We start from the raw sequence: 20,383 nt of genomic DNA, 5'->3' as shown, positions 1-20,383 counted from the left end.
AATCTCCTCCCCTAGCTAACCCCGATAGGTCTTCACTTCATTGATGATTTCATCTACCTCAAGAACCATTTCCATCATGCTGATCTGTTCATCGTAAACCTTCGGGTCAACTTCCTCTTTCAGTTCAAACATATGATAAGCTTTGAGTCCCAACGAGACTCCGGATAAGGGACCTGCGAAGGTAGGATCGCCGGTAGATACGGTTTCCGCAGCGAGGCCGGAAGCCTCCGCTTCCGCTCCGCCAAGAACAACAATCAAGTCCTCGTTACCGTACTTTTCCGTTAAATCTTTAATCCTTGCCTGATTCTCCAGGTCCATTGCTCCAGCCGCCGTTCAGACAAAGCATTCTGTCGTTGAGAATACTACCTCTGCGCCGGCCGATTTCACGCATTCCTCGATGGCCGGTCCGGGAATTCCGTCACGGTCACCTAAAATGGCCACTTTCTTTCCTTGCAGCATGGTCCCATGCTCCTTTCTGTTTGAATTAATTCTATTTTGTTCCTTACCGAAAACACCAGACTAGTTTTTCTAGAATAGTTTTACGCCAACTCATGCAATTTAGCCTCAACATCTTCAATGGCAAAATCCTTCACTAATTCGGCAATCTTTGCGCCATTTTTATAAAAGGCGATGGTTGGCAAACCTAAGACTTTTTGACTGATCGCAAGTCTTTTGTTATTTGTGGTATCCAGACTGCAGAATTTTGCCTTGCCCTCATTCTTTTCTGCCAGCTCATGGACACTTGGCATTAACGCTTTGCATGGTTCACATTTTTGGCTCCAAAAATCAACCATCACCAAACCTTCTGCCTTTAATACCTCCTCTTCAAAATTCTCTTTTGTCAATTCAATCATTTTCCCACCTCCTTCTTTTTGTATTTAGTATTTCGTATCAGAGGGAATTTACTTTTTTCCACAATTCTTTTTTACAGCAGCAGGAAATCCTATCCACCATTTCACCTTGCCTAAAAATTACGGCACTAGGTATTTGTGTAATACCATATCTTTGGGCGACTCTCTGATTGCGGTAAGTATCTATTTTTACCAGTTTTACTTTGCCCTCCAGAGCACTGACGATCTTCTCCAGCTCAGAAACCGCAGTAATGCTCTCTTCAATTTGAGGCGCCCAAAAGACAACCAAAACCGGTTCTTGTGCCTGAAGCACTCTTTCCTTGAAACCTTCCTCTTCCGCCAAATACTTTTCCGCAGTAACAGCGGCAATCGCCCCGTCACTGGCGGCAGTAATCACCTGACGAAGATACTTCACGCGGGCGTCACCGGCCCCATATACCCCTGGTATCGAAGTTTCCATGAGATCATTGGTCACAATATACCCCTGCTCATTAAGGATAACTTTTCCTTTCAGCATTTCGGTTTTAGGGATGGTACCCACAAAGAAAAAGACCCCATTCGTTTCCATCTCGGAAAGCGCACCGGTTCTGATGTTCTTAATGACGATGCTTTCCACCAGTCCGTCTCCCTTTATTTCATTCAATACAGAATTCCATATCCATTTAATTTTAGGATTCGCAAAGGCGATCTCCGCACTGGCTTTATTACAATCCAGGATCCCTTCATCATGGATCACAATAATGGTCACCGTTTCGGCAAACTTCGTCAGGTACATGGCTTCTTCCACGGCAGCATCACCATTGCCGACAACGACTACATCTAATTCCTCAAAAAAGTCGGCATCACAGGTGGCACAATAGGAAACCCCTTTCCCTCTTAAGAGTCTTTCGCCTTTGATGTTTAAGGATCTGGGCTCCGCTCCGGGTGCCAAAATAACAGTTTTAGCCCGGTATTCATGGCCGCTTTTTCCTTTTACAATCTTGATCTCTCCGTCCAATTCCAGATCCGCAACTTCTTCACGGATGATTTCCGTCCCAAAACTTTTGGCATGCTCTGTCATCGCCTCCATTAAGGCCGGCCCTGTCGTTCCTCTGGAAAACCCGGGATAGTTTTCTAAGTCTTGAGTAGTCGCAGCCTGCCCTCCCGGTTTTCCTTTCTGGAGAATGGCTGTTTTTAAACGAGACCGGGATCCGTATATTCCGGCGGCCAATCCGGCCGGCCCTCCTCCTACGATGATCATATCGTAAATCTCATGCATTATTTCATCATCCTCGCCAATTAATTCCTACACTGCCTCTCCAGCTGCTTTATTTCTTCTTAAATTCTTAATAATGAAAAAGACTAAAACCACAAAACCTACTATATCTGTAGCCAGTCCCACCTTAAGCATCCCAAGCGCTGCCATAAACAGCACCACTCTTTCCCATAGCTTTAGATCACTGATCAGCCACCCGGTTACAGCTCCGCTTAGAGCACAGATCCCTAACGTAGAGGATATTATCGCTGAGAATATGGTCAAAAAGCTTCCCTCTAACAAAAGGGCTTGATTGTCCACAAACATAAAGGGAATGATAAAGGCAACCAGACCCAGTCTAAATGCTTTGACCCCAACATCCATCGGGTCAGCTTTCGCTAATGGAGCTGCTGCATAAGCGGCTACTGCCACCGGCGGTGTGATGGCCGAAATACAGGCAAAGTAGAAGATAAACAGATGGGCGGCAAGGGCCGGAACACCCAACTCCACGATTGCCGGAGCAATTAGCGATGACACCACAATGTAAACAGCAGTGGTGGGCATGCCTATGCCGAATATAATGGATGCGAAGGCCGATAGAACTAAGGTAATCATGAGATTTTCGCCGGAAATATATAAAATTAGCTCTGAAATGCGGAACCCTAATCCGGTTAGAGAAACCATGCCCACAAGTATCCCGGCTGCCGCACAGGCAACGGCAACCTGAATCATGTTATTTGATGCGTCTTTACAGGCTTCAATTAACTTTTTTACATTAAGCCGGTTATTCTTATTGAATACCGCGATAAGAAGAGACACAAAAGCCGACACCAAAGCAGCGAAAATAGGGCTTAATTGCTGCCAAAAGATTAAATAAAGCAGCACAAGGATGGGCAGCAGAAAGAACCAGCCCCGTTTAAAAGTAGCCCAAATAGGCGGCAATTCAGTTCTGGGCAACCCCTCCAGCTTCACTCTTTTGGCCTCAAAATGAACGCAGATTAATTCAGAGCCAAAGTATAAAATGGCGGGCAGGAGAGCAGCTTTCGCAATCACCGCATAGGGCAGCCCTAAAACCTGGACCATCAAAAAGGCCGCAGCGCCCATCACAGGGGGCATGATTTGACCGCCTGTCGAGGAGACCGACTCTACGGCTCCCGCAAAGGCATTATTATATCCGACTCTTTTCATGAGAGGAATCGTAAAAGTTCCTGTGGTAACAACATTGGCTGCCGAGTTTCCGGAAATAGTCCCGAACAAGGCACTGGCAATCACCGCCATTTTAGCCGGTCCTCCCGTCATCCAGCCTGCCAATCCGTAGCTGATATCAATGAACCATGCTCCGGCACCGGTAATATTAAAGAAGGAGCCGAAAATAATAAAGGATGCCACATAAGTGGTCGATACCCCGAGGAGAATTCCCCAGATACCGCCATCGCCCAAATATAAATTGCTCATAATACGGGCAGTTGACAAGCCCCGGTGCGCAAGGATAGAAGGCATATGGGGCCCTACGTAGCCGTACAGAATAAATAAGGATACCAATATTACCAGAGGCCACCCCAATGACCGCCGGACAGCCTCCAAGATAAGGACTATCTCAATCAATCCAAAAATGATATCTCCGGGAAGAGGTACCCCGATACGCCAGATCAAAAGGTCGTATTGGGTATACATATAAACGGCACCCGCAATCGCCAGTAATATGGCCAGGATGTTTGCACACCCTTCCAGAGCAGACATTATATTTTTATTCCCTCTTCGAAAAGGAAAAGTCAAATACACAAAAATCAAAGCAAAAGTAAGGTGAATCACGCGGGCCCGGGCGGGATCAGGTACATTTAACATCGCGCTGATAATCTGAAATAGTACCCATGCAACAGCCAGGACAATTTTTATTTTTTTAACTGTCTTGTCATAAGATCCCCATATCTGATTTTCCGGAGCCTCAACTACTTCTGTCATTTCATCACACCCTCCTCATCATTGATGGAGCATTTTCCATTATTTTTTCTAGCCTAATTCTGGTGCAATGTCTTTTTAGATGAAGACGTGCAATGAGGAAGATCATCCCTCATTGCACTCTTCCTTCTCTTTTTTATTTTAATATTCCTTTTTCCTTGAAATACTTCACGGCACCAGGATGCAGGTCAATCCAACCGGGTATGATGGCATTTTCATAATTGAAGCCTTCGGCTGCCGCATAACCTTTAACCCATTCGTCATGATTATCATACATAATGGTCAAAAACTCATATACCACGTCATCCGGAACATCCTTATTTACGATGATGTCCGCAGGAAAACCAACCGTTTGGACATCCTCTTGGAAACCAGGGTAGGTTCCTTTCGGTATGATTGTAGTAACCGTTGCCAATGTACTGTTTACCTTTTCCAGAACCTCCGGTTTATCGATACTGAGTATTCTAATGCCAATCGTGCTGTCCATTTCGGTAACTGCGGGAACCGGAAGCGCTACCCCTTGGATGGCTCCGTCGATATTGCCGTTTTTAATGGCATCAACCTGCTCCGTATATCCGATGTTTACCGCAGTATAGTCCTTGCCCGGTTCTAAACCATATTCTTTAAGCACTTCCTGCGCCACAGTGGTAGCAATTACCCCTGCCGGCATACCAATCTTTTTGCCCTTAAAATCCGCTAAGCTTTTGATGTTTGAATCAGCCTTAACGGTAAAATGTACCGGCTGAATATATCCTCCTGCTACACCACGGATATCAGTCAGCGGCGTCCCCTGATAAGGGCCTTCGCCTTTAACGGCCAAAATTTCCGTAGTTGAAGAACCCAAGGCAAACTCGACCGTCTTTTCATTGATCAACCGTACATTTTCTCCTGATCCGGCAGTAGTTTGCGGAGTAAAGTTTAAATGATCGCTATGATTATTGATCACCTGGGATAAAGCAGCGCCTAAATAATAGAAAGCCCCGCCGGAATTACCTGTACCCATCAAATACTGTACCGTTTCTGGGGAACCTGCCTGTTCTGAATCACCCTGACTCTGTTCCCCCTCTTTTGGCCCGCAGCCGGCCAAAAATACTGTTAAAGATAATAATACTGCCAACAGCCCCACCATTGCCTGACTTTTTTTAAGTTTCACTTTGGCTCCCCCTTTTAATTAAATGTAATTAATGTAGGCTTATCCACACTTTGGGTTAAAGAATCAAGAGCTTTCTTAACCTGACACCTCCTCCATATCATTTCTTCTTCCTGACTCTTATTCGGGTCTCCAAAGGGTTGGTGAAAGTGCCCCTCGGTTCGATAAACGCGATTCGCTCCCACTCTTAAGGCTACATCAGGCAGACCTGTGCATGTAACTGCTGGAATACCGGCTTTTTCAATCTGCTTTGCCACCGTAGCGCCGCTACGCGTTCCGGTGCCTCAGGTTGCTGTTAGTATTACCCCGTCTACCTGTTCCTTTAAGAGTTGATCAGCGATCTCCTTGCCTATCTTTTCCATGGTCAGAACGTGCCCCATGCTGCCGCATGTCACATAAATGTACTCGCAAACCTGCCCAACCTCACTATTTTGTGCATAATAGCGGAGCGCATCCAAGGGTAAAACCCGATCCGGATCTTTATCCACCCATTTGCTGTCATAGCCTCCGTGCACGGAATGGAAACTTCCCTCTACAAAGTCGTCCGTCTTTTTAATTGAATATTTCGCCCACTTGTCTGCCCGAGCTGCCTGAATACCGTCCGGGTTTCCTTCCGGTACCAGGGCGGCTTCCGTAACCAGGGCAATTTTAGCTTTAGAAAGATCCTTGATGGGTTGTGGGGGCACAATTACTTCATATTGCTCCGCGGCAATTTCCGATTGAAAGGGCAGGGACTTTATCTTGTTTAAAAGCATTTCGCAAGCCCTTTTGGGGGCACCATCCGCTACTTTTACATTTTTTCTGATTCCTCTGGATAAAAAGCCGTCACCGACGGAAAGGCCATTTTCTCCGTTCAGAACTATTTTGGAAATAAGATCGGAAAACAGTTGGATCGCACTTTTCATGGTAGCAGCCGATTTTCCCACTGGAACGGCATATACATGCTGTTGCTTTTCCTGCAAGCCTGCCCCCGGGTTCTCCGGATGAATCCCTGTTACGCACGGTATGCCAAAATTCTCCGCCACCGCCACACAGGCCTTCATACAGGCCAGTCCATAACGGCCGGAGGTAAAAGCAGGTCCGGCCACAAAAATATCCGGATTTACTTGTTTTATTACCTCCAAAATCTTTTTGATGTTTTCCCCTTCGTGCTCATTAAATTCATTATCCCCACACACAATCGTTTTCTCTATGCCACATTCATTTCCCAGCAACTTTTCCAACAAGGCGCCCGGACCTACAGGGCCATTCTTCACTTCAAACAAATGTCCTGCATGTTCTTCCCCGCCAATCCCCCCGAAAAATTGGTTAATATAATACACAATCCGTACTTTTGGCAATTTTTTCACCTCCTAAAAATCTTGGCAAGTAAAGCCGGCCGCATTCATCTTCCAAAAACTACCATAGAAATCCATAGGTCTTGCTACAAATCCACTGTATGGATCTCTTTCCAACATCATATAATTTAAATAATCCGATCCGCCAATCACCTTTTCAACAGGACCAAGGGCAAATTCTCTTTCCACGCCTCCCGTACTGACCAGGGCATCTGCATAGGGGCTTCGATAAACAAGGGGAGCATCATCCCCTACAACCCCTCCCAATTCATGGATAATTCCGATGGTCTTAATTTGGGCTTTTTCACAACATTCCAGGGTAAACTGAAAATCAATGGTTCCGTTTCCCGTCCCTTCAAGGGCCACAATGACACCATCCGCCCCCATCATCCTGGCCAGTTTTGCCGCGCAAGAGGCTGAACGCAGTTTTAGTGTGGCATCCCCGTGATGTCCCCGGGTTACAATCACCCCTTTAAAATTAAGGGTTTTATTGTGTTGCCGCAGCAGCTCCTCCATAATGGGGTCCCGCATATGAAAGCTGGTAGGTTTTTTCATGCAGTTTCTGTAGTTTCCGCTCACAATAGCTCCATCCATCATTTCCAGGGGGCTGATCAAAGTGGGAACAAAGTCCTCTCCTAAAGGCCTGCCGTATAGATAGGGACGAATGTGGGGGCCCTGATCCTGATGTTGATTGATATAAAGTACATTGGGCAATTCCGGGTTTTCTTGGGAAATGTCATAACGACAAACTTCATCCGGCTCCAAACCCAAGGTCATTTTCCCAAAATACGCCGCCAAAGTGAGCGTTAATTTTCGGGTAACCTGATCAAACTCTTCATTAGAAACATTCGCTTTGGGATAATATGTGACGACAAGATTGACCGTATCGGATCCGATACAAATCTCTGCTCCCACACCCGACATATCTATCAGACCGTCTTTCGTAGTTAAGGACGTATTCTGAACCTGGGGAAAAGTGCCGCAGCTGATGACGCGAAATCCTTCGATACGATTGGTATTTCCCCACCCCACCGTACTCGGTTCATTTAAAAAACCGGGGAATATCTTTTTATCCGGAGACGCAATGGGCTGCACCACGTCTAAAACCCGAATGATGCGCACGCTGTCTCCGGGTTTGACAATATCCAGATCAACCTTTTCCATCGATTCATGGGTTAAATTTCCCAGTACAGCGTCTTTGTTGATCAGCAGGGTGCCTCCCTCAATCTTACTCGGCCCTTCCGTAAACTTAGCATGTTTAACATGGAAACTTCTTATTTCTAAAGACATTTTTTACCCCCATTTCTTTTGGTTAACTTGTTTTCCCCTTTCATGATAAAAACCAAATTTATTTAAAATAATATTTGGTTTCCCGATCACTGATGGAAAACTCTTTTTTTCTCACTTCCAGTGGATCTATCAACCGAATCATCTCTACTTCATCTTTGGAAGGAATGGGAGTCTCATGGCAATCCCGATCAATCACGAGTTCAAATTGGGTGTTTTCTCTTACCTCGTCAATCGTGACACCCGGATGGTAACTCTTCAGGCGCAGTTTAAATTCTTCCGGCTCAAAATCGAATACGCCTAAGTTTGTGACCACACAGTCCGGGCCACCGCCCATTAATCCCATTTCCTTTCTTGTGACCCCATCCTTAGTCCGGTGTCCAAAGGTAGTTACAAAATCATTTTGTTTTACCAGGGTATATTGTTTGCCCTTTTTGGTGGTTATCGCCCGGTGGCGCGGGCACCAAACGGTAAAGTTCTTGGCAAAACAAGCCAGGGTGCTCGCCCCGGCCCCCCCGGGCAGTTTTACTTTCAGGTGCTCCAGGTTGCCGATCAAGGTATTGTTCAGGTTGCCATACTGATCGATCTGCCCGCCCCCAAAAAATATGCGATCCAGCTTTCCCTTTTGAGCCATATCAAAGACTTCGTGCAAATCGCACTTGACCGTAGCATTTTCCAGCATCACACTGTCGCCCGAGGTAGGCACCAAAAATGGGGGTTGGGGATTAATGCCTCCGGGAAGGCCTCCCCAAAAAATACTATGCGGCGCATGGGTTTTTCTAGCCAGCATGATTGCCGTAAAGGGCAGAGCAACGGCAACTCCGTTAAATACCACCTGATGATCCTTGATTGTTTTTGCCATGCACACCGCCATCAGCTCATCTATGGTATAATAATCAGCACTCATGGGAGATAAACGCCTCCTTCCATTGGGGGACGGATTCCTGCCAATTCCGGAGCTTGTGCAGTCTTTCTGATCCGCCAATCAGTTCCAAATATTCTTCATGACTCTTCACCCCATGAACAAATACCTTTAAGTATTCTTCATCAAAAACATCCCCACCTTTTTTAGCCAGTTCCATATAATGGGCGATATGGTCCCGATCATAAACATAGTTTGGATAACAGGATGTGGGATGCGCTCCGAAGGGAAGGTGAATTAAAGCATCTACATGATATCCCGGCAATTCCGGATTCAGTTCCCGCATTTTTTCTTCCGGAATGATTTCTTCTACGGAAACAATGGTTCTTTCCGCGGCCGTAGCCATTAACAGATCGGCAAAATGAGGCCGGAAAAGCTTAATATTCCCTGAGCTGTCGCCGTAATGGGCATGAATGATTGCCACATCCGGCTTTAAAGCGGGTACAACAGTTACTTTCTGACCGGTATAGGGGCAGGTCATGGTCTGATATTCCGGATGCAGTTTTAATAAATCTGTCCCTCCCACCAAAGGCATGGGCATGAAAGGGACGCCATATTCAGCGGCGCGCAGCTGGTTTAAAATAAAATCACAATCGCTGTCCTGAGGGATCACTTTTCCTTCCTGGACCAGTCTCCGGTAGTTGGGAGCAATGCCAAAGTCAAATTCAAAGCCGACAAAAGAATTATGCACAGCTTTTACGGCTCCCCCCGCACAAAGCAGATCAACATCTATCCCATGGGCACCGCCAATGGTGGTAAGGCCTTTGATGCCCTGCCGGATGATTTCTCTGATAATCGCCATAGGTTCTTTCGCGGAAAGAGTGCCCCCAATCGCAATTTTTTGATTATCACGCACAAGTGACCCAACCGCATTTAAGGGGACAATTTTACAGTCTGCACACATAGCGTTACATCACTCCATTTTTCTTCAATTCTAGTATTTCTTCATCACCATATCCCAGGCCTTTTAATATTTCAGCACTATGCTCTCCTAACAAGGGGGGAGGAAAATAGTCAATTTCATTTTGGCTGGACAGTTTTACTGGATTACCCATCCAGGCAAAATCTCCCGCCACCGGATGGTGCATGGTGGAAATCATATTTCGGTTTTTCAGTTTTTCATCTTCAAACACTTCTTTAATCTTGCGAATATGGCCGTTGGGGATGTCATGCTCCGTAAATATCTTTACCCATTCTTCTGTTGCCTTCGTTTTGAGAACTTCTTTGACGATCTTTTGCAGTGCGCTGCGATTTTCCTTCCGGTCTTTCAGCGTGAGAAACCGGGGATCGTCCTGATAAGTCTCCAAACCGGTGGCCGCGCAGAACTTCTGCCATAAAGAGTTATTGCCTACTGCAATGTTAATATATCCATCTTCCGTCTCATACAAATCATAAGGATTAAATCCGGGATGACCATTTCCCACCCGGGGCGGATTTTCCCCGGTGGCCACATAGATGCTGGCAGGTAAAGCCAATAGGGAAACCAGCGCATCCAGCAGGCTTATTTCCACATATTGCCCCTTGCCGCTTGTATTCCGCATTAATAAGGCATAAAGAATGCCGCTTACCGCATATAAAGAACCCACCAGATCGCCTACCGGAACACCTACCTTAACCGGTAGGCCGTCAGGATCTCCATTTACGGACATAATTCCTGATTCACCCTGGATGATGGGATCATAGGCGCCGCTATGGTTGCTGTCCCCATAACCTGAAATAGAACAATAAATAATACGGGGGTTGATTTGCGCAACCTTCTCATAGCTAAAGCCCAGTTTATCGATTACCCCCGGCCGGAAATTCTGAATGAGCACATCCGCATCTTCCAGCAATTTCATTAGGACTTCCTTTCCCTGGGGTTTTTTCAGGTCTAAGGTAATACTTTTCTTGTTTCTATTGTTTAAAAGAAAGTAGGAACTTTCTCCATTCATAAAAGGAGGGATTGATCTCAGGTCATCTCCTTTGTTAGGGTTTTCCACCTTAATGATTTCCGCCCCCATGTCGCCTAACTGCATGGTACAAAAGGGTCCGGCAATGATTCTGGACAGATCGACCACTTTAATACCAGTAAGAGGTTTATCCATTGCTGTAATTCTCCTTTCCATTCTTAATGGCCATTTGCTTTTCTCATATTTGCAACAATCATACCAATTCATAAAAATAGAGGTTAAATGAAGTCATTTAACCCCTGAATCGCTTGACCGCGTAGTGCTCGCACATAATAATTAAATTATGGAATCTATAACGGAATGATAGGGTTGTACCGGTTTGCCCCTTCAATTTCTAATACTTCTAGAAATATTTCTAGAAATATTAGAAATTTCTAGGTTTATTTAATGCCGTAATACTTTAGCCTATTATAAAGAGTCGCTAAAGAGATCTTTAGATGCTTGGCCGCTTCCTTTTTCCCCTTGACGCTTTTCCCAAACAATTCCAGGGCATCGATCAATGCTTGCTTTTCTTTATTGACGTCCTCTCTCGGATGCCGGTCCGGTCTGTCGCGGAAAAATTTTTCCGGCAAATTAGACGAGGCGATGACGTTTTCATTGGAGATACTGGTCAAAAAATTAACGGTATTCTCTAATTCTCTGATATTTCCCGGCCAGGGATAACGGAAGAGAATCCTCTTGGTATCTTCCGCCAGCGTATAATGTCCACAGTCTTTATTCCCATTCTTCGCTAAAAAATAGTTGATGAGAATTTCCATATCTTCTTTGCGCTCTCTTAAAGGCGGTATTTTTAGCTGGGCGGCATTCAGCCGGTAATACAGGTCTTCCCGGAAAGTTTCTTTTTCCACCATTGATTCCAGGTCCCGGTTTGTGGCGGCAATGACCCGGACATTGACGTCAACGGTTTCTGTGCCTCCCACCCTTTGAAACTGCATGGACTGAAGGAAGCGGAGCAGCTTTGCCTGCAGGTCCACATTCATGTCCCCTATTTCGTCGAGAAAAATGGTCCCCTCATCAGCAATCTCCACTAAACCTGATTTCCCCTGCTTATTGGCCCCGGTAAAAGCCCCTGCTTCATAGCCGAATAATTCACTTTCCAACAGGTTTACCGGTATGGCGGCGCAATTGACAACGACGAAAGGACCTTGGGCTCTTTTGCTTGCATTATGGATGGCATGGGCAAAAAGTTCTTTGCCGGTGCCGCTTTCACCTCTGATTAAGACACTGATATTCGATTGACTTAATTTTTGCGCCATACGCATAATCTTTTGGAATTCCGGGGAAATGCCCAGAATATCACAGAAATCATATCGGGCCACATTCTGTTCTTTCACCCGGTTAATTAAGCCTTTCACTTTATTTCTGTAATTAATCAATTTTTTATTTAAATTTTGCATCTCCGTGATATCGGAAGCTATGGTCACACCCCCGATCACCTTTTCCTGAACAATGATGGGATGCATACTAGCAATATATTCCACGTCGCCCACTTTCCGGTGTACATTATACAAAGGCTTTCCACTTTTGATCACTTCCGGCAGACGGGCGCTGGGCCTGGCTGCGCTCAATTCTTGGCCGATAATATCTTCCGCTTCCACGCCGGTCAATTTCGTATAGGCAGGGTTAATAAATCTGACAATACCCCTTTCATCGGCAATCATGATCCCGTCATGAATCGAATTGAAGATGCTGATGAACCAGCCGATCTGGGCGGAAAAATCGCGGAAAAATTTTTCCAGCGTTTTTCCCAGAGAAATGTTCACATAACTCTGGCTCCTTTTCACCCATTCTGCGCACAATTCTCCCAGGGTCTGTTCCGTTGACAATCCCCCGGCAAATGCGATAAATAAATCACTTTTACTGACGATACTAGGATCTTTTTCATCCCCGTTTTCCACGAATAACTTATCATCCGCTGTCTCAAAGGCAGATTGAACCACGTCTAACAATGTTTGATTACAACCTTTTCTATCATGTTCCAAAACAAGCGCACCTCTTTTCAAGTTGGATTGTTCCGTTCATAACAGTGACACAAACACTTATTCATGTTCAAGCCCATTTGAATCTACCCAAATAAAGTTTCTCTTAAACAAAACAGGATTACCAGCTCTAATAAAAAAAGCTGCCTGCAAGCAACCAATCACCAAATAAAAACCATGTACCTTCCAATAATTTTCGACTAATTTAATTTTTCTTGATCTTTCTGTGATCGTCTCTTATGTGTTAAGAATTGTCCCGGCGATCCTCACCCGCGCCAAATTTTAATGGCCATGACAATTAAAAGCACAACGAATATTTTGCGCAGGGTTTCCACAGATAACACCTCATTTAACCATACGCCTAAATAGGCTCCGGTCACTGTGCCCAGCGAAATCAAAAGGGTCACTTTCCAGTTTACATTTCCGTTCAGGCCGTGCCGGTATACCCCAATAATTGCAGTAGGAAGAATAATCGCCAGGGAGGTGCCGATTGCGGTTTTAATGGGGATTTTTAATAAATACATCATTCCCGGCACCAGGATAATTCCGCCCCCTACCCCTAACAATGAACTTAGAATGCCGGCCAAAAGACCCAGCGAGATGACTAAAACGATATGCATCTTCATTCTCCTCGGAACTTATAAATGTATCATAAAAAAAATCGGATAATTTGTCAAATAACAAAGATGATCAGAAAACTAAAAAAGCCCCCAGGGCTTTTCGGGATCCGTGAACCGTTGCCGGGTACCGGATAATAAAATAAGGAGGCCATCCCGGCCTCCTTCCATGGTTTTTCGATAATACTAATATTACAACTGCTTTTCTTTAACTGGTACAGACTTATCCAGATTGTCATTCCAGAGATATTCCCGGGTTTCCGCGACGATTACACCGCTCAGCAGGAGCAGAGCGACCAGGTTCGGTATGGCCATCATCGCATTCATGGCATCCGCAAAATCCCACACTAACTGCAAGGATACGGTAGAACCAATAAAAACCGCAACCACCCACAAAACTCTATAAGGCAAGATGCCAACTTTTCCAAACAAGTATTCAATCGCTCTCTCTCCGTAATAGGACCAACCCAGGATGGTGGAAAACACAAAGGTTAAAAGACCGACTGTTAATACGATGGGCCCGACAACCGGAATCTGGGCAAAAGCAGTCTTGGTTAAAGCGGCGCCTTGCAGTCCGTTCAGCATTTCCGGGTTTTTCATTATGGTCGTCACCAGGACCATCCCGGTCATGGCGCAGACCACTACGGTATCCCAGAAGGTACCTGTGGAGGAAACCAGGGCTTGCCGCACCGGGTTTTTGGTCTGGGCTGCCGCCGCCACGATAGGGGCGGAACCGAGACCGGATTCGTTGGAAAAAAGGCCCCGGGCAATCCCATACCGGGCCGCCATCATCACCGTAGCACCGATAAAACCGCCGCCGGCCGCCTGAGGTGAAAAAGCTGATTTAACAATTAATGCGACGGCAGGAAATATAAATGAAGCATTCATGGCCAAGATGATTAAACATCCCAGCGTGTAGAAAATAGCCATAAAAGGAACCAACCTTTCGCACACTCTGGCGATAGATTTGATTCCACCAAGGATGACAATGGCTGTAAGGACTGTCATTACTGCACCGGTAATGTACGGAGAAATTTTGAAGGTTTCATTGACCATGGTAGAAATAGAGTTGGCCTGAACGGTGTTGCCAATACCAAAGGCCGCTATAGAAGTAAAGATACAGAACAATACGGCCAGCCATTTCATTTTCAGGCCGTTCTCCAGGGCATACATGGGTCCTCCCAGCATGGTCCCGTCTGATGTTCTTACCCGGTATTTCACGGAAAGTAAAGCTTCGGAATACTTGGTCGCAATGCCGAATACGCCTGTCAGCCACATCCAGAGAACGGCTCCCGGGCCTCCCAGGGAGACAGCTGTCGCCACCCCAACGATGTTACCGGTGCCAATGGTCGCAGCCAGGGCCGTCGTTAAAGCGCCGAACTGGCTGACATCCCCGGATCCTTGCCTGTCCTTACGGACAGATAGTTTAATGCCCAACCCGATATATCTTTGAATAAAACGGAGCCGGAAAGTTAAAAACAAATGAGTGCCAAACAAAAGGACAAGCATGGGCGGCCCCCAAAGATAACCGTTGAGGAAGCCAATAAAATCATGAAACGCTTGCAATCGAATACCCCCTAAAAAATATTAGTTTTTGAAAACTACCCTCCTTTTTCAAGCTGATCAACCCCATCTATTATAACCCAGGGAAGTTTTGTTCCTCAACTATTTTAAAGCAACAAAATAATCGATCATTTGCAGGGATAAAAAGTTTACATCCCGCATCGAATGCGGTATGATAGGTAGGCAAAAATAGGCTCCTCTAAAAGTGTTCCTCAGAGGGGAGTAAATATTACGGGATCTTACCTGCCAAGGCACAAATTTATTCCTATCAAGCCGATCATAAAGAGAAATGCTGAACAGATCCAGCATACGGAGAGGTTGATTGATATGTCCCAAATTGATCTTCATATTCATACCCGTGAATCTGACGGCACAGACACGCCGGAGCAGTTGATCAGTAATGCCCGGGAGTTGGGGTTGGATTTTTTAAGTATTACGGACCATAATGTTATTTCTGCCTACGACAGGCTACGCCATAGCAAAGAGCTGAGAGCATTCTCCGGCAGAATCATCACCGGTGTAGAATTCTGCGCCACTTTTGGCTCTTTGTTGGTGGAAATCCTGGGGTACGGATTTGATCTATCCCAGATGCAAAAGTATATTGACCTGCGCTTTCACCCACAGGAGATGGAACAAAAAGAAAAAGAGATTTTTGCCCTCATTAAGGAGGAACTGCAGAAAAGAGGATTCAAACTGGATCCTGATCTGGAATATGTGGCGCCTTTTGCTACCGAGGCCTTTGAAAAAGAGCTGTGGAAGTATCCGGAAAACTTAAAAAGATTTCCCGAAGAACTGGTTAAGTATCCGGAAATGCTCTACCGGTATATGAACGATCCTCATTGTGTCCTGTATATGTTTGATTCTTATTTCCCTCCCTGCGGGGAAGTGGTGGCCGCGATTCAGGAGGCCGGAGGGCTGGCTTTTCTGGCTCACCCTTTTACCTATTTGGTGACCGACCACCGCAAAATGGTGGAGGAGATCAGTGCGGAATCCGCCTTGGACGGGCTGGAGGTCTTTTACGCCCTTCACGCCCCGGAAAATATCAACCTTCTTTTGGATATTGCCCGGCGGCACGGTCTCTATGTATCCGGAGGCAGTGATTACCACGGGAAAAATAAACCCCATATTCGGCTGGGGGCCGGGTTAGGGGATCTCTCCGTCCCGGAGGACCTGATTAACCTTTGGGCTGATAAAATCAAATCCGTTTCCTAAAATTCTTTCAAAATACCTAAAACCTCATCCGGCATCTGCACCAGATAGTCCGGACCCTCTTCTTTCACCATATCTATGGCGTCATATCCCCAGGCTACCCAGATCACCCTGACGCCATTTTTTTTGCACGCCACGATATCCCGATGCTCATCTCCCACATAAATGACCTGGGAATTTTTCAGATCATTCTTTGTTAAAAATTTCTTAATCGCAGTATCCTTGCCGAAAATGCTCGGTGTACAAATAATCTGTTCGATATGATCCACCCGGTGCTTTTCCAAAAATTCTCTGATATTATGTTCGGAATTGGATGAGATAATGGCTAAAAGATAGCCTTGATGATGCAACTCTTCCAAAAGCTCCTTCATGCCCGCGACCAAAACCACATTTGCCAGAGACTCCTTGTACAGGTGATAAGCCTCCATGGCCAGAAAGGGAAATTTATACATGGGAAAATGAAGAAATCGGCATCTTTCTTTGATGGATAGCCTGCGTAAAGCTTCGATATCCTTCTGTTCCAGTTTTTTATAGCGATATTTCTCCGCGATCCGGTTGTACACCGAAACAAAAACATCCTTGGAATCAACCAGGGTGCCGTCAAAATCAAAAATAATATATTTGAGCATTATTTTACTCCTGCCTTTTCTCGCAAACAATTTGCATATTCCCTTTAAAATATGCCGAAGCTATTGGTATTAATTCATTTTTTTGGAGCGGATAAAGTGGATAAAGAAGCGTTAATTGCCAAACTTAACTGGTTCTATTCCTTGGAACTGAATCAGGTCGATCTCTATCATGCCCAGAGTAAAACCTTTAAAAACAGCTATTCCGGTATTGTTTTTGAACGGTGTGCTTATCTGGAACAGCAGCATGTGGATAACATCGGTGAAAAGATTAAAGAGCTGGGCCGTACCCCCACCGTTTTGGGAGATATCCTTTCCCCCATCATCGGGCGCCTGGGGGGAAAATTGATTTCTTTCGCCGGACTAAAGGATACTTTAATGGCAAATATCATCATCGAACAGAAAGCCATGAAGGACTATAATAATTTAATCGAAAGATTACACCGGGATAAACATGGTGACCAGGAGCTGGTAAAAATACTGCAGCATAATTTTGTGGACGAGCACATGCATACCGAATGGTTTCGCACCAAAATAGTGGCCCTAAAACAAGAAGAGTTTACTCTGAAGTATTACCCAGGTTATTCCCGAAGCAGGATAAAGGGACCGGAAGCTGTACATATGATAGAAAAAAATACGGCCAACCGGAAAAGATCCGGCGTGATCAAGCCACAAAAATTAAGTCAGCGGACAACCATGAGATAATATTCACCAAATAATGAGAAATCCCTGCCGGCACAATTGGCGCCGGTCCAAGACTTCTCAGGATTGGACCGGCCCAAATCAATTCCGCCCTGCACTATTTTGAAGCTGCATATTGATTCTCCCATCCAACACCTTCTCTTTCCATGCAAAAAGCCCAAGGGGCTTTTCGGGCATTTGTACAAAACCTATCTTTCCGGTACGCCCAAAAAAGGAATGAAAGAAAAAAAAGAGAATAAAGAATAGATGCTGCCCGCTTTCTAAAACCGTCAAATTCTTATTAAAGGGAGGTATGATCAATGGATTTCACCCCTTCTGGATCAGATTTTGGCAACACTCATTTTGGCAAGCCCAGCACCGGCGTGCCCGGGCTAGACTATATCATTGATTACCTGCGCTTGGGGGACAATGTGGTTCTACATGTCGACAGCATCGATGACTACATATACTTCGTGACTCCTTTTGTAGAACAAGCCCATCAGGAGGGCAAAAAAATAAACTATATTAGATTTGCCGAACACAAGCCCCTGATAGCTCCCGGAGAAAACGTAACCATTTATGATTTGGATGCCAATGCGGGTTTTGAGGTCTTTTCAACTCAGGTGCACCAAATCGCTACCCGGGAAGGTGAAGGCGTTTATTACGTATTTGATTGTCTGTCCGAACTCTTGTCCGCCTGGGCCACAGATTTAATGATCGGAAATTTTTTTAACATTACCTGCCCTTATTTGTACGAATTAAATACCATTGCTTATTTTTCCATCTTAAGAAACCGCAACTCCTTTTCTACGGTGGCCACGATCCGGGAAACAACCCAGCTGCTTCTAGATATCTACAATTGTGACGGTGATGTTTTCGTACATCCCTTAAAAGCGCAAAACCGGTATTCACCCTCTATGTTTTTCCCCCATGTGCAAAGGGGGGAAAATTTTGTCCCCGTAACCAGCGGGGTGGACGGGGCGAAACTATATGCTTGCGTAATCAGCAGGGGCCTGGGCAAAACGGAAAGAAACTGGGATTACTGGGATCAGGTCTTTTTCAAAGCATCGGAAATATATGAAAAAGCCCAGAAACAGGATCAATCCGGCGGGACTGAAGAAACAAAAATGGTGGAAACCATCTGCAAAATGGTGTTAAGCAAAGATAAAACCATTCTCAATTTAGTGAAAAACAATTTTTGTTTAGGTGACTTATTGGATATTAAATCCCGCATGATCGGCTCAGGCTTTATTGGCGGTAAGACCGTAGGAATGCTCTTGGCCAGAAAAATCCTGGATCAAAACCCCTTGCTCAAATGGGACGATTTTTTAGAGCCCCATGACTCTTATTACATCGGCTCGGATGTTTTTTATACCTTTTTGGTGCAAAATGGCTGGTGGAAGCTGAGAATGGAACAAAAGTGCCCTGATAAATATTTTCAGGCAGCCAAAGAACTAAAAGAAAAAATCATGAAAGGAAGGCTGCCGGAAGCAGTGCGGGATCAATTCAAAAGGATGCTGGAGCACTTTGGCCAATCTCCTATTGTAGTCCGTTCCAGCAGTCTTTTGGAAGATGGTTTTGGAAACGCCTTTGCCGGTAAATACGTGAGCATTTTTTGCGTGAACCAGGGAACACCCGAGCAAAGATATCAGGAATTTGAGAAAGCGGTGCGCACCGCATATGCCAGTACCATGAATGAGGATGCTTTAAATTACCGCCTCCAACGGGGTCTGGCGGAAAAAGATGAGCAGATGGCGCTCCTGGTGCAGCGGGTCTCCGGTACCTACCACGGGGATTATTTCTTCCCGGATATTGCCGGAGTAGGCCTTTCCTACAACACGTACGTGTGGAAAGATTCCATGGCTCCGGAAGCAGGGATGCTGCGCCTGGTATTCGGGCTGGGAACCAGGGCGGTAGGAAGGACGGAAGGCGACTACCCCCGGGTAGTGGCCCTGGATGCCCCCTTACTGCGCCCGTGCGGTAATATGGACGATATCAGAAAATATTCCCAGCATGAAGTAGATGTACTCAATATTAAAGAAAATCAGTGGGAAACCATCTCATTCCGGCAATTAACCAATGAAAAACTGGACTTAAGACTAAATCTGGTTGCCGTAAAGGATTGGGAAACAGAGAAAAAGCTGAAAGAATTAGGCATGGCCGGAGAGCAGGCCTGGGTGGTCACCTTTGATAAGTTATTGTCCAATCCGGACTTCTTGAACACCATGCAATCCATGCTCAAGATACTGGAAGAAGGCTATCAATGCCCGGTGGATGTGGAATTCACGGTCAATTTTGACACAGAAGAAAAGCCCCGGATCAACCTGCTCCAATGCCGCTCCCTCCAAACCAAGGGTCAGCATACGAAAGTCAATATTCCCCAAAGCATTGAAGAAAAGGATATTTTATTCCGCTCGACGGGAAATTTCATGGGGGGAAATTTGGAATTATTAATCAACCGTATCATTTTCATTGACCCCCAACAGTATCATCAACTTCCCATCAGGAATAAATATGATATCGCTCATTTAATTGGAGAAATCAACCGCCTCGTTGACGACAACGCTGAGACCGCTACTCTCTTGCTTGGCCCGGGCCGCTGGGGCTCCAGTACACCTTCTCTGGGCGTACCCGTGACCTTTAGCGACATCAACCACATGCGTGTTTTAGGAGAGGTGGCCTTTTTTACAGCTGGATTCTGTCCGGAACTGTCTTTTGGCACCCACTTTTTTCAGGATCTGGTGGAAACGGATATTTTCTATGTGGCGATTTTTCCGGAAAAAGAAGATGTCATTTTTAATCAGAAATGGCTTGACGAGGCGCCGAATCATTTGGGAACCATTCTCCCCGGTAACGACCAGTGGATGCATGTAGTGAAAGTGATCGATCTGTCCCAGGCATTTCCCGGAAAAAACCTTTACATCAATGCGGATTTGGTTTCCCAAAAAATAATTTGCTATACCTTGTAAATTACTCTTTGGCTTTTAGGTTGAAAAAAAGGGGGATCGTCTCACCAAGA

At 45.5% G+C, this 20,383-nt stretch carries 17 protein-coding genes; 3 read left to right on the top strand and 14 right to left on the bottom strand.

The window, feature by feature from the left end:
- Positions 1-15 precede the first annotated feature (15 nt).
- The 13 genes from grdA to DCMF_RS23620 form a co-directional block, all read right to left on the bottom strand.
- Positions 16-459, bottom strand: a complete 444-nt coding sequence (gene grdA / locus DCMF_RS23680; protein ID WP_148136709.1) for a glycine/sarcosine/betaine reductase complex selenoprotein A — start codon at positions 457-459, stop codon at positions 16-18.
- A gap of 80 nt (positions 460-539) precedes the next feature.
- Positions 540-854, bottom strand: coding sequence for a thioredoxin TrxA (gene trxA / locus DCMF_RS23675; RefSeq protein WP_148136708.1), 315 nt, complete (start codon positions 852-854; stop codon positions 540-542).
- Between the two features lie 37 nt (positions 855-891).
- Complete coding sequence (gene trxB, locus DCMF_RS23670) at positions 892-2,109, bottom strand: thioredoxin-disulfide reductase (RefSeq protein WP_148136707.1); 1,218 nt, start codon at positions 2,107-2,109, stop codon at positions 892-894.
- Positions 2,110-2,136: 27 nt separating this feature from the next.
- Positions 2,137-4,047 (bottom strand): TRAP transporter permease, encoded by a 1,911-nt coding sequence (locus DCMF_RS23665; RefSeq protein WP_148136706.1) that lies wholly within the window; start codon positions 4,045-4,047, stop codon positions 2,137-2,139.
- Positions 4,048-4,180: 133 nt separating this feature from the next.
- On the bottom strand, positions 4,181-5,197 hold the full coding sequence (locus tag DCMF_RS23660) for a TAXI family TRAP transporter solute-binding subunit (protein WP_148136705.1): 1,017 nt from the start codon (positions 5,195-5,197) through the stop codon (positions 4,181-4,183).
- A gap of 281 nt (positions 5,198-5,478) precedes the next feature.
- On the bottom strand, positions 5,479-6,534 hold the full coding sequence (locus DCMF_RS23655) for a glycine/betaine/sarcosine/D-proline family reductase selenoprotein B (protein ID WP_214658851.1): 1,056 nt from the start codon (positions 6,532-6,534) through the stop codon (positions 5,479-5,481).
- A gap of 12 nt (positions 6,535-6,546) precedes the next feature.
- Entirely contained in the window at positions 6,547-7,821 is a 1,275-nt protein-coding gene (locus DCMF_RS23650) for a glycine/sarcosine/betaine reductase component B subunit (protein ID WP_148136703.1), read from the bottom strand.
- Between the two features lie 58 nt (positions 7,822-7,879).
- On the bottom strand, positions 7,880-8,725 hold the full coding sequence (locus DCMF_RS23645) for a CoA-transferase subunit beta (RefSeq protein ID WP_148136702.1): 846 nt from the start codon (positions 8,723-8,725) through the stop codon (positions 7,880-7,882).
- Positions 8,715-9,644 (bottom strand): CoA transferase subunit A, encoded by a 930-nt coding sequence (locus tag DCMF_RS23640; protein ID WP_148136701.1) that lies wholly within the window; start codon positions 9,642-9,644, stop codon positions 8,715-8,717. The genes DCMF_RS23645 and DCMF_RS23640 overlap by 11 nt, the downstream gene beginning before the upstream one ends.
- Positions 9,645-9,648: 4 nt before the next feature.
- Positions 9,649-10,824, bottom strand: a complete 1,176-nt coding sequence (locus DCMF_RS23635) for a CaiB/BaiF CoA transferase family protein (protein WP_214658849.1) — start codon at positions 10,822-10,824, stop codon at positions 9,649-9,651.
- Positions 10,825-11,069: 245 nt separating this feature from the next.
- The gene (locus DCMF_RS23630; protein ID WP_148136699.1) at positions 11,070-12,671 is read right to left on the bottom strand and encodes a sigma-54 interaction domain-containing protein; all 1,602 of its coding nucleotides are present in this window, start codon (positions 12,669-12,671) and stop codon (positions 11,070-11,072) included.
- Between the two features lie 263 nt (positions 12,672-12,934).
- A complete protein-coding gene (locus DCMF_RS23625; protein WP_214658848.1) occupies positions 12,935-13,288 on the bottom strand; it encodes a sulfite exporter TauE/SafE family protein in 354 nt (117 codons plus the stop codon).
- A 189-nt stretch (positions 13,289-13,477) separates the two neighbouring features.
- Complete coding sequence (locus DCMF_RS23620; protein WP_148136697.1) at positions 13,478-14,851, bottom strand: alanine/glycine:cation symporter family protein; 1,374 nt, start codon at positions 14,849-14,851, stop codon at positions 13,478-13,480.
- A gap of 324 nt (positions 14,852-15,175) precedes the next feature.
- Here DCMF_RS23620 and DCMF_RS23615 point away from each other — a divergent pair, with 324 nt between their 5' ends.
- Positions 15,176-16,060: a PHP domain-containing protein gene (locus tag DCMF_RS23615; RefSeq protein WP_148136696.1), complete on the top strand. Its 885-nt coding sequence runs from the start codon at positions 15,176-15,178 to the stop codon at positions 16,058-16,060.
- Here DCMF_RS23615 and DCMF_RS23610 read toward each other — a convergent pair.
- On the bottom strand, positions 16,057-16,686 hold the full coding sequence (locus tag DCMF_RS23610) for an HAD-IA family hydrolase (RefSeq protein WP_148136695.1): 630 nt from the start codon (positions 16,684-16,686) through the stop codon (positions 16,057-16,059). The two genes, DCMF_RS23615 and DCMF_RS23610, sit on opposite strands and share 4 nt — an antisense overlap.
- Before the next feature lie 96 nt (positions 16,687-16,782).
- Here DCMF_RS23610 and DCMF_RS23605 point away from each other — a divergent pair, with 96 nt between their 5' ends.
- Positions 16,783-17,388 carry a ferritin-like domain-containing protein gene (locus DCMF_RS23605; RefSeq protein WP_335582363.1) on the top strand — a complete coding sequence of 202 codons (606 nt, stop codon included), beginning with the start codon at positions 16,783-16,785 and terminating at the stop codon, positions 17,386-17,388.
- A 296-nt stretch (positions 17,389-17,684) separates the two neighbouring features.
- Positions 17,685-20,333 carry a PEP/pyruvate-binding domain-containing protein gene (locus DCMF_RS23595; RefSeq protein ID WP_148136692.1) on the top strand — a complete coding sequence of 883 codons (2,649 nt, stop codon included), beginning with the start codon at positions 17,685-17,687 and terminating at the stop codon, positions 20,331-20,333.
- Positions 20,334-20,383: the final 50 nt, after the last annotated feature.

The sequence above is a fragment of the Candidatus Formimonas warabiya genome (genome assembly GCF_002777255.1).
Lineage (GTDB): Bacteria > Bacillota > Dehalobacteriia > Dehalobacteriales > Dehalobacteriaceae > Formimonas > Formimonas warabiya.
This window is presented reverse-complemented; position numbering and strand designations above follow the sequence as displayed.

Bases quoted from the DNA above. Each gene is read 5' to 3' on its own strand.
- trxA (WP_148136708.1), bottom strand. From the start codon at position 854: ATGATTGAATTGACAAAAGAGAATTTTGAAGAGGAGGTATTAAAGGCA.
- trxB (WP_148136707.1), bottom strand. From the start codon at position 2,109: ATGCATGAGATTTACGATATGATCATCGTAGGAGGAGGGCCGGCCGGA.
- DCMF_RS23665 (WP_148136706.1), bottom strand. From the start codon at position 4,047: ATGACAGAAGTAGTTGAGGCTCCGGAAAATCAGATATGGGGATCTTAT.
- DCMF_RS23650 (WP_148136703.1), bottom strand. From the start codon at position 7,821: ATGTCTTTAGAAATAAGAAGTTTCCATGTTAAACATGCTAAGTTTACG.
- DCMF_RS23645 (WP_148136702.1), bottom strand. From the start codon at position 8,725: ATGAGTGCTGATTATTATACCATAGATGAGCTGATGGCGGTGTGCATG.
- DCMF_RS23640 (WP_148136701.1), bottom strand. From the start codon at position 9,644: ATGTGTGCAGACTGTAAAATTGTCCCCTTAAATGCGGTTGGGTCACTT.
- DCMF_RS23635 (WP_214658849.1), bottom strand. From the start codon at position 10,824: ATGGATAAACCTCTTACTGGTATTAAAGTGGTCGATCTGTCCAGAATC.
- DCMF_RS23625 (WP_214658848.1), bottom strand. From the start codon at position 13,288: ATGCATATCGTTTTAGTCATCTCGCTGGGTCTTTTGGCCGGCATTCTA.
- DCMF_RS23615 (WP_148136696.1), top strand. From the start codon at position 15,176: ATGTCCCAAATTGATCTTCATATTCATACCCGTGAATCTGACGGCACA.
- DCMF_RS23610 (WP_148136695.1), bottom strand. From the start codon at position 16,686: ATGCTCAAATATATTATTTTTGATTTTGACGGCACCCTGGTTGATTCC.
- DCMF_RS23595 (WP_148136692.1), top strand. From the start codon at position 17,685: ATGGATTTCACCCCTTCTGGATCAGATTTTGGCAACACTCATTTTGGC.